Consider the following 9,539-nt stretch of genomic DNA (forward strand, 5'->3'; position numbering starts at 1 on the left):
CGGCCGGGCGGTCCCCGAACGGAGGACCGGCCCCCGGGCGCAGGACTCGGCCCCCTGAGTGGAGGAACAGTGCAGTTCGAGACCGTATTGGCCGGGGGGCGGGTGGTCGACGGCACCGGCGGACCCTCCAGAACCGCCGACGTCGTGCTGCGCGGCGACCGCATCATCCACATCGTCCCGCCCGGCACCGGCCGACGGATGACCGGCATCGGCGGCGGCGGACCCGCCGAGGTCGTCGACATCTCCGGGCGCGTGCTGGCACCCGGGTTCATCGACATGCACTCCCACTCCGACCTCGCCGTGCTGGCCGACCCCGGGCACGAGGCCAAGGTCCTCCAGGGCGTCACCCTGGAGGTCGTCGGGCAGGACGGCCTGGGCTACGCCCCCGTCACCGACGACACCGTCGAGGAGCTGCGCGCCCAGCTCGCCGGCTGGAACGGCACCCCCGACCTGGACCACTCCTGGCGCGGCATCGGCGGCTACCTCGACCGGGTCGACGCCGGAGCGCCCGTCAACGTCGCCCACCTGGTCCCGCAGGGCAACGTCCGCATGGCCGTCCTGGGCGGCGAGGACCGCGCACCCACCGGCGACGAACTCGACCGCATGCGCGCCATCGTCGCCCGCGGCATGGCCGACGGCGCACACGGGCTCTCCTCCGGGCTCACCTACACCCCCGGCATGTACGCCACCGACGACGAGATCGTCGCGCTGCTGGCCCCCGTCCGCGAGGCGGGCGGCTACTACTGCCCCCACCACCGCAACTACGGCTCCCGCGTGGTGGAGTCCTACCAGGAGTGCCTGGACGTCGCCCGGCGCGCCCAGGTCGCCCTGCACCTGGCGCACTGCCACGTCAACTTCCCGCAGAACCGGGGCCGGGCCCCCGAGGTCCTGGACGCCATCGACGAGGCGACCGTCCGCCACGGCCTCGACGTCACCCTCGACTCCTACCCCTACCGGGCCAGCGCCACCTACCTGGGCGCCCCGCTGCCCAGCTGGGCGCAGATCGGCGGCACCGCCGCCACCCTGGAGCGGCTGCGCGACCCGGCCACCCGCGCCCGCATCCTCCACGAGATCGAGGTGGAGGGCACCGACGGCAACCACGGCGTCCCCATGGACTGGTCCGCGATCGTCGTCACCGGCACCGCCGACCCCGACCTGTCCTGGGCGGTCGGCGCGTCCATCGCCGAGCTGGCCGCCCGCCGCGGCCGCGAGTCGGGCGACCTGTACATGGAGCTGCTCGTCCGGGACGGGCTGCGCAGCGGCTGCCTGCTCCAGGTCGGCAACGAGGAGAACATCCGCACCATCATGCGGCACAGCTCCCACACCGCCGGGAGCGACGGCATCCTCGTCGGCGCCAAACCCCACCCGCGCGGCTGGGGCACCTTCCCCCGGTACCTCGGCCACTACGTGCGCGAACTCGGGGTGCTCAGCCTGGAGGAGTGCGTCCGCCACCTCACCTCGCGCCCCGCGCGCCGGCTGGGCCTGGCCGACCGCGGCGAGGTCCACCTCGGCGCGATCGCGGACCTGGTGGTGTTCGACCCCGACACCGTGGACGCCCGCGCCACCTACGACGAGCCCCGGCTCCCCCCGGTCGGCATCGAGCACGTCCTGGTCGCCGGGGAGTTCACCGTCCGCGACGGGCGGCGGACCGACCGCCTGCCCGGCCGCTCCGTCCGAAGGGAACGGCGATGACACCCCCCGGAACCCGGATCGACGCGGTCTGCGTCGGCGAGACCATGGCGGTGCTGCACAGCGCCGAGCCGCTCACGGCCGGGGCGAGCCTGACCCTGGGCACCGGCGGCGCGGAGTCCAACGTCGCCGTCGCCCTGGCCGGTCTGGGGCACACCGCCGCCTGGGTGAGCCGGGTGGGCGACGACCCCTTCGGCCGGATCGTCACCGACGCCGTCGCCGGCCGGGGCGTGGACGTGAGCGGTGTGGCCGTGGACCCCGACCGCCCCACCGGCCTGTACGTCAAGGACACCGCGCCCGGCGGCGCCGGGGTCCTGTACTACCGCTCCGGGTCGGCCGCCTCGGCGCTGTCCGCCGCCGACGCCGACCGGGTGTGGTCGCGCGGGGCCCGGCTGGTCCACCTGTCCGGGATCACCCCGGCGCTGTCCGCCCGGGCCGCGGCCCTGGTCGAGCACCTGCTGACCGGGCACGCCGACGACGGCGCCCTGCGTTCCTTCGACGTCAACCACCGGCCCGCGCTGTGGCCCGCCCGGGCCGCCGCCCACATCCTGCTGGACCTGGCCCGGCGCGCCGACATCGTGTTCGTCGGCCGGGACGAGGCCGAGCGGCTGTGGGGCACGCCCACCGCCGAGGACGTGCGCGCGGTGCTGCCGGAGGTCCCGGCCCTGGTGGTCAAGGACGCCGAGTACGGCGCGACCTGTTTCTCCGGCACCGACGCGGTGTTCGAACCGTCCCCGGAGGTGGAGGTGGTGGAGGCCGTGGGCGCGGGCGACGCGTTCGCCGCCGGGTTCCTGTCCGGGCTGCTGGACGGCCTGCCCGTGCGGCGGCGGCTGCGCCTGGGACACGCGGTGGCGGGGGAGGTGCTGCGCTCGCGCGGCGACACCCTCCAGGACCCGCCCCGGGACGTCGCGGATATCCGGGCGGGCGGTCCCGTCAGCCGATGACGATGGCGCCCGCCAGGACGGGGTCGCCGAAGCTGACGCTGCCGTGGCCGGAGGCGAGCGCGCGGCTGCCCTGGCAGCTGGTCCCGGCGAACAGCGCGAACTTGACCTTGGCCTCGGTGGCGATCGCGGTGACCCCGCCCTGGCCGGTCTTGAGCGCGCGGCAGCCGCCCTGTTCCACGGTCTGCTGGAAACCGGACTCGAAGGTGATCTTCACCGGGGGCGCCTGGTCCTCCCGGTTGGACAGCCCTGCGATGGCTCCGGCAATGGTGGCGGACATGGTGGCGAGGTTCGCGGGGCGAATCGGCACGGGGTTCCCCTTCACGGCCGGCCTCGCCCGGCGTGCCGCCCGACGAGGTCCTGATCACGCTCTGTCACGTGTCTACAGGGGTCATTTAGCTACACGCGCGCGGCGAACGAGGGGAGCGCGGCCGGAGTGTCGGCGGATTTCTCCGGGTGGGCCCGCATCCGTCGACGGACAAGTCGGGGCCGGATAGGATTTGCCGGGATACGGCCGGTGACACGAGGCGAGGGGGGCGACGTGGTCAACACGCTGCTGCTGTTCCTCGCCGAGCTCCTCCTCATCGGACCCGGACCCGATGCCCTGCCGTCCGCCCCCATGGCGCTGCTGTTCGTCGCGGTGGGCGCCGCCGTCGCCTGGTACCTGGCGTACGGCCCCGCGGCGGTCCCGGCGGGCGACACCACGGCCGGGCGGACGGGCGCGATGCGCCGCCGCTCGGAACGGTCGGCGGTACCGACCCTGCGCGACCCCGACGCGGCGGGCAGGCCGCGTCCCAGGGCGCCCGGCGCGGCCCGGTAGCGGCCGCCCGACACCCGATCCCGTCGTTCCCGAACGCCTCTTTCGTTTCAGCGGCCCGGGGGTCGTCCCGGGCGGCCCGACGTCCGTTCTTTTCCTCCTGGACGAAGGGTCCCTTCCACCGTGTACTCCGTGTGGCCGATCTCGGCCGTCATGTCCCTGCTCACCGCGGTCCTGACCGCACTCACCGCGTTCTTCACACCTCTGGCGGGCGAACCCGCGGCGGCACTGGCCGTGGTCGGTCTGACCGTCGCCGTCCGCCTGCTGCTCCTGCCCCTGGGGGTGATGCAGGTGCGGGCCGAGAAGGTCCGGGTGCGCCTCGCGCCCAGGATCGCCGAGATCACGGCCCGGCACCGCGACGACCCGCAGAAGATGGTGGCCGCCCAGCAGAAGGTCTACGCCGAGGCGGGCACCTCACCGTTGGCGGGCTGCCTGCCCTCGCTGGCGCAGCTGCCCGTGGTCATCGCCCTGTACGGGGTGTTCATCGGCCAGGGGCCCGGCGGCGGGGGGCTGCTGGAGCACACCCTGGCCGGGGTGGCGCTGAGCGCCACCCCGGTGTCCGCCGGGGCGCCCGGGGTGCCCGTGTTCGGGCTGCTGCTGGTCCTGCTGACGCTGGTGGCGTGGGCCTCGCGGCGCTACCTGCCGATGCCCGCCGTCACCCCCGAGGCCGAGCGCATGGCCCGCGGCCCGATCTCGTACCTGCCGTTCATGACGGTGGCCATCGCGGCGTTCGTGCCGCTGGCCGCAGGCCTGTACCTGCTGGCCTCGGGCGCGTGGGCGCTCGGGGAGCGGCTGCTGCTGCGCCGTGTGCTCCCCGAGCCCGCCGTCCCCGCCGGGAAGTGACGGGGCCGCTGTGAGGGTGCCCGGTGGGGTCCCGTCGGAACCGTGGGGCGTCCGGGGCGTCCGGGCGGGCCCTGAGGGGGCGGCGCGGTGTCAGAACGCGACGCTGACACGGGCGAGGCGGTCGCCCGCGGTGCCCGCCTCGCCGTGCTCCGAGGGTGCCCGGTGGGGTCCCGTCGGAACCGTGGGGCGTCCGGGGCGTCCGGGCGGGCCCTGAGGGGGCGGCGCGGTGTCAGAACGCGACGCTGACACAGGCGAGGCGGTCGCCCGCGGTGCCCGCCTCGCCGTGCTCCGTCGCGGTGTGCTGCTCGTGCAGGACCAGGGAGTTGGCCTCGCCCTCGCGGAACTCCCACGGCACGGTGGCGCTGACGGTGACGGCGCCGGTGGCGTCGGTGGTGAAGTCCAGCCAGACCTCGTTCTCGGGGTTGGCGTAGGCCGGGTCGGTGGAGGGGGTGTCCTCGTCGGCGGCCGGGTCCTGCTCGTTCTGGTAGTGCGGCCCGGCGTCCTCGGGCGCCTCCCCGCAGGGCTGTGTGTGCACGTGCGCGCCGAAGTCGCGGTCGGCCTCCAGCCCGGTCCCGGTGAACTGCACGAACGTCGTGCCCTCCTGGGCGCGCACCTGGACGTCGGAGGTGGCGCCCTCGGGCACGGCGGTCTCGTCGTAGGTGATGGCGGCCCGGCTCTCCCCCGGGACCATGAAGATCCCGGCGGTAACGCTGGGGGAGGCGGTCGGCCGGACGCCTGCCGGGCTCTGCGGGGAGTCGGCCCCCTCCTCGTCGGCGCCCCCGGAGCAGCCGGTGGCGAGCAACGCGGTCAGAGCCAGGACCCCTGCGGTGAGCGGTGGCGTGCGCATGACGGAACTCCCGGTGGTTTCTCGACGGTCGTCCGCAAGATTACCCAAAGCGATGAATCCATCGCCCTGGGTTCGGACTCAGGGTGTCGAAGGGGGAGGGAAATGCGTCCTGAGGGTGAAGGCCTCGGGGGAGGGGCCGTGTTCGCGCACCAGGTCGAGACGCCTCCCGGCCTCCTCGACACTCGGGATCGTACCGCTGGGAATCCACCACAGCGCCAGGTGCGGGCCGTCCATCCGGTCGAACCACTGCCGCCGCCCGCGCAGCAGCTCCAGGTGGTCGGTCCGGTAGGTGAAGTCCCACAGCGACTCCAGGTCCTCCCACACGGAGCAGTTGACCAGGTACTCCTCGCCGAAGGGGCGCAGGTCGGTCGCGTTCTCGCCCTCGTCGTCGATCAGCCGCCACACGAACCCGGGCGACTTCTCGGCCATCCGGTTGATCGGTTCGAGCTGTGAGGTGAACCCCTCCATGGACGGGTCGGAGAGGGGTGCCTTCAGGAGGGCGATGTTCAGCTGGGCCAGTTGGTGGCCGGGGCGGGGGTCGCTCATACGGGGTATCGGACCACGACCCCGGCTTCTATGTCAATCTTTTTTGTTTTTAGAGATGACCACGCAGCACCGGCCCGCCGCCGGGTCCAGCCGGGCCCGGCCGCCGTCCTCCCCGGCCGCCTCCAGCATCCCCCGCACCAGCTCCAGGTTCAGGCCGCAGGCCAGCGGCGGGAAGTCCCGCGCCAGCGTGTGGAACGGGCAGTTCCGCAGCCGCAGGCAGCCCGCCGCGGGTTCCGCGCCCGGGACCTCCTCCGGCTCGTAGCCGCGCTCGCGCAGCAGCCCCTCCAGCGACTCCGCGGCCGACCCCCGGGCGATCCGCCGCCCCTCCTCGCGGGCGGCGGCGTGCAGCGCCTCCTCCGCGCCGTGCCGCTCCACCGCCTCCGCCAGCACCCGCGCCGCCAGCCCGTAGTCGCGCGGCGGCAGATGCACCGACAGCTCCCGGTCGGCCCGCCGGTACAGCTTGGCCGGACGGCCCGCCCCCGGCCCCTCCCGGCCGTTCAGCCGCCGGTGCGCGGTCTCCAGCAGCCCCGCCTCGGCCAACCGGTCCAGGTGGTGCGCGGCCAGCGTCCGCTGGATGCCGAGCGCCCGCGCGGCCTCGGCCCGGCCCACCTCGCCGCCCGACTCCACCACGAAGTCGTACAGCCTGCGCCGCAGCGGATCGGCCAGGGTCCCGGCGGCGTCGATCGAGGAGTCGTCCATACCCCCATTGTCCGCGCTCGGGAGCGGTGCGGCGGGTGGGAGACTGGACCTGGACGTGCCCGGCGGATGCCTTCGGCCGGTCCGGTGCCTGCGCCGACGACACGGGCGGCCGCGAAGCGGAACGTCCGGTCGAACACGTCCCCGCCCACCCGACCCCGTCCGAACAGGCGACATGCGAACGATCAGACGCGACGGCGAGCACGAGCAGGAGATCAAGCGCTCCCGCTTCCTCTGCGCCCTGGCCCGGGTGGCCGACGAGGAGGCCGCCCGGGAGTTCATCGCCCGGCGGCGCAGGGAGCACTGGAACGCGACCCACAACTGCACCGCGTACATCCTCGGCGAGGACGGCGGCGTCCAGCGCTCCAGCGACGACGGCGAGCCCGCCGGGACCGCCGGGGTGCCCATGCTGGAGGTACTGCGCCACCGGGGGATGACCGACACCGTCGCCGTCGTCACCCGCTACTACGGGGGCGTCAAACTCGGCGCGGGCGGCCTGATCCGCGCCTACGGCAACGCCGTGTCCGCCGCCATCGACGCCGTCGGGGTGCTGGAGCGCCGCCGCCTGCTCGTCGTGGACGTGTTCGCCGACTACGTGATCGGCGGGCGGTTGGAGAGCGACCTGCGCGACTCCCGCTTCCACGTCCGCGACGTCGACTACCGGGACCGGGTGCGCGTCGAGGTGGCCCTGCCGGAGGCGGAGCTGCCGGAGTTCGAGGTCCTCCTCGCCGAGCTCACCGGCGGGAAGGCCGAGTCGGAGGTGCGCGGCAGCACCGTCGTCGACGTGGAGCCCTGAACCGACCGCGCGGTTCACGGCGGCGTAACGACCGATGGCCGTGTGTATCGGGACGCCGACACCCGGCTTAGGATTTGCCGTAAACGTCATCGTTCGTGGGGAGAAACCGTTCATGCGCAGCTCACGGGTGCCCCAGGCCCTCACCTGCGGCATCGCGGCGCTGCTGGTCGCAGCGTGCAGCGGCGACCCCGCTCCCGCCCCCGCCCCGGTCGAGCCGGAGGCCGAACCCGCGCCGGTCCCCACCGAGTTCGAGGGCCAGGCCCCGCCCGGGATCGAGGGCGAGGTGCTGCGGGTCCTGCACGGTGACGACGTCGACGCCCACGACATATTCGCCGACCCGCTGGGGGTGCGGATCAGCCCCGTCGGCGACGCCTTCCTGATCAGCTCCGGGGGAGAGGACCGCCACCTGCTCCAGGACGCCGCCACCGGCGCCGACCTGTGGGAGGGCGAGGTGCGCTTCCGCGGTTTCGGCACCGACCTGACCGGGGCCCCCGTGCTGCTGATGTCCGACGGGGACCGGCCCTTCGTCCTGGACCCCGCGGGCGCCGTCCTGTGGGAGCCCGCCGAGGAGGGCGACCGCTACCTGGACGGGGTCGGGGTGCGCCGCCCGGACGAGTGGTCGGCACAGGAGCCGTACGGCGAGTACACGGTCCTGGCCGCCGACGGCGAGGAGCTGTGGGGGTACGAGTTCGCCGCCCCGCCCGGGGAACCGTCCGAAGAGCCCGCCGACCCCGAGGACGAGGAGGCCGAGGAACCCGAGGAGGCGGAGGAGGCCGCGGACGAGCCGCAGCGCCTCGGCGTCCCCGTCACCGCCTGGGACGGGGCGGTCCTGCTCGCCTCCGGTGACGGCGCCCTGCACGCCCGCTCCCTGGACTCCGAGGAACCCGGCGGGGAGCTGTGGACCCTGGACGTCGGCACCGACGGGGACCTGGGCCTGACCGACCTCGCCCCGCTGCCCGTCCCGCATGTGCTGGGCCTGTTCCCGCTGCCCGCCGCCGAGGACGGCAAGGCCGCGGACGAGGACACGCGGGAGTCCGCCGACCCCGGCGACGACGTCCTGCTGGTCCGCTGGAGCAGCGCCGAGTCCCCCTCCGTGCTCTCCGCCCACGACCCCGCCGACGGCGACGTGCTGTGGACCCTGGAGGAGCCCGGCCCCAACCCCGTCGGCGGCGCCTACGACCCGGCCGGGCCCGCGGGCGGCCTCTACGACGCCACCACCGGAACCTTCCTGCTGCCCCAGGCCAGCGGCACGGCCACCGCCGTCGCCGTCGACCTGGCCGCCGGAGAGGTGCGGTGGGGCCTGGAGGAGGAGGACGGCGCGTTCTCCCCGGCCTTCACCCACGCCGGGTTCGTCTACGGCACCGACCGCGGCGGGGAGTCCGACTCCCAGGTGGTGCTGGACGCCCTCGACATGGACGTGGTCGCCGACGACCTGGACGCCCACGTCGAGGCGGTCACCGACGGCGGGCACGCCATCCTCGTCCAGGGCCGCCAGCGCTTCGTCTACGGTCCGCCCCCGCAGGAGGAGCCGGAGGAGACGGGGGAGCCGTCCGAGAGCCCCTCGGAGTCCCCTGACGACGACGCCAGCTGACCCGCATCGCCGGGACCGCTGAAGCCGCCGTACCGCCCTGAACCACCGGGGCCACCGAGAGCGCCGGGGGTCCCCACGACCGCCGGGCCCGCTGCGGCCGTTAGGACTCCCGCCGGTCCGGGTGGCGCACCACGATCTCCAGGCCCAGCGCGCCGGTGTCCACCGTCCCGTCGTCGCGCGCCCGCCACTGGCGCCGCGCCGCCCGGGACTCGCCCATCGCCACGACCAGCAGGTCCGGCGCCAGGTCCAGCAGGACGTGCTCGTCGGCGGCGCTCAGCGGCCGGGGCACCACGACCGCCTCGAACCCACCGGGTTCGGGTACCGTCCCCTGGATCGGGTCCGGGGCGGACACCACCGGGATCGTGTCCGCGATCAGCGAGTGCAGCGGCCGGTCCGGGCGCAGCACCCGCACCCGCACCCCGGCGTCGCGCAGGCCGTCGCCGATCAGCCGCACCACGTCCGCGGCCACACCGGTGTCGCCGCCCACCGCCAGTAGCCCGCGCATCCGGGTCAGGTCCAGGTGGACCAGCGCGTCCCCGCCGTCCTGCGTCCCCAGGCACACCAGAACGCCGCGCACCGGTTCGCGCACCACCGTCATCGCGGCCGTCGCGAAGTGGACGGGCGCCGCCGAGCGCCCGCTCCCGTACCGCCACGTGGTGGTGTCCACCACCCGCCACGACGACATCGGCGGGGTAGCCCCGGCCGGGACCACGGCGCTCACCCCCGCGTTCGAGGTCAGCAGCGCCACCGGCCGGGCCGGGACGTCCGCGGGG

At 74.8% G+C, this 9,539-nt stretch carries 10 protein-coding genes and 1 pseudogene; 6 read left to right on the forward strand and 5 right to left on the reverse strand.

All coding sequences use genetic code 11. The features are described 5' to 3' along the window. Nucleotides 1–69 precede the first annotated feature (69 nt). A complete protein-coding gene (locus tag QJS33_RS20850; RefSeq protein WP_306369719.1) occupies nt 70–1,692 on the forward strand; it encodes an amidohydrolase family protein in 1,623 nt (540 codons plus the stop codon). After that, complete coding sequence (locus QJS33_RS20855) at nt 1,689–2,633, forward strand: sugar kinase (RefSeq protein WP_306369720.1); 945 nt, start codon at nt 1,689–1,691, stop codon at nt 2,631–2,633. Before QJS33_RS20850 ends, QJS33_RS20855 begins: the two co-directional genes overlap by 4 nt. Here the strand turns inward: QJS33_RS20855 and QJS33_RS20860 are convergent. Beyond that, nucleotides 2,623–2,940, reverse strand: a complete 318-nt coding sequence (locus QJS33_RS20860) for a hypothetical protein (RefSeq protein WP_306369721.1) — start codon at nt 2,938–2,940, stop codon at nt 2,623–2,625. The two genes, QJS33_RS20855 and QJS33_RS20860, sit on opposite strands and share 11 nt — an antisense overlap. A 207-nt stretch (nt 2,941–3,147) precedes the next feature. On the opposite strand from QJS33_RS20860, the gene QJS33_RS20865 reads away from it, so the two are divergent. Both QJS33_RS20865 and QJS33_RS20870 read left to right on the forward strand, forming a co-directional pair. After that, entirely contained in the window at nt 3,148–3,450 is a 303-nt protein-coding gene (locus QJS33_RS20865; RefSeq protein WP_372339692.1) for a DUF6412 domain-containing protein, read from the forward strand. Between the two features lie 120 nt (nt 3,451–3,570). Then, nucleotides 3,571–4,290, forward strand: coding sequence for a YidC/Oxa1 family membrane protein insertase (locus tag QJS33_RS20870; protein WP_306369722.1), 720 nt, complete (start codon nt 3,571–3,573; stop codon nt 4,288–4,290). Between the two features lie 229 nt (nt 4,291–4,519). On the opposite strand, the gene QJS33_RS20875 is transcribed toward QJS33_RS20870, so the two are convergent. The 3 genes from QJS33_RS20875 to QJS33_RS20885 all read right to left on the reverse strand — a co-directional run bounded on the left by QJS33_RS20875 (nt 4,520) and on the right by QJS33_RS20885 (nt 6,382). Then, the gene (locus QJS33_RS20875; RefSeq protein WP_306369723.1) at nt 4,520–5,137 is read right to left on the reverse strand and encodes a superoxide dismutase family protein; all 618 of its coding nucleotides are present in this window, start codon (nt 5,135–5,137) and stop codon (nt 4,520–4,522) included. 78 nt (nt 5,138–5,215) lie between these two features. Beyond that, nucleotides 5,216–5,683, reverse strand: a complete 468-nt coding sequence (locus QJS33_RS20880; protein WP_306369724.1) for a DUF3291 domain-containing protein — start codon at nt 5,681–5,683, stop codon at nt 5,216–5,218. Nucleotides 5,684–5,716: 33 nt separating this feature from the next. Next, nucleotides 5,717–6,382: a metalloregulator ArsR/SmtB family transcription factor gene (locus QJS33_RS20885; protein WP_306369725.1), complete on the reverse strand. Its 666-nt coding sequence runs from the start codon at nt 6,380–6,382 to the stop codon at nt 5,717–5,719. Nucleotides 6,383–6,554: 172 nt separating this feature from the next. Between QJS33_RS20885 and QJS33_RS20890 the strand changes: the two genes are divergently transcribed. Together QJS33_RS20890 and QJS33_RS20895 are read left to right on the forward strand one after the other, a co-directional pair. Then, a complete protein-coding gene (locus QJS33_RS20890) occupies nt 6,555–7,175 on the forward strand; it encodes a YigZ family protein (RefSeq protein ID WP_306369726.1) in 621 nt (206 codons plus the stop codon). A 112-nt stretch (nt 7,176–7,287) separates the two neighbouring features. After that, entirely contained in the window at nt 7,288–8,766 is a 1,479-nt protein-coding gene (locus tag QJS33_RS20895; RefSeq protein WP_306369727.1) for a PQQ-binding-like beta-propeller repeat protein, read from the forward strand. A 100-nt stretch (nt 8,767–8,866) separates the two neighbouring features. Here QJS33_RS20895 and QJS33_RS20900 read toward each other — a convergent pair. Beyond that, nucleotides 8,867–9,539: pseudogene (locus QJS33_RS20900) on the reverse strand (hypothetical protein); the annotation flags it as partial.

It is taken from the genome of Nocardiopsis sp. CC223A (assembly GCF_030766825.1).
Lineage (GTDB): Bacteria > Actinomycetota > Actinomycetes > Streptosporangiales > Streptosporangiaceae > Nocardiopsis.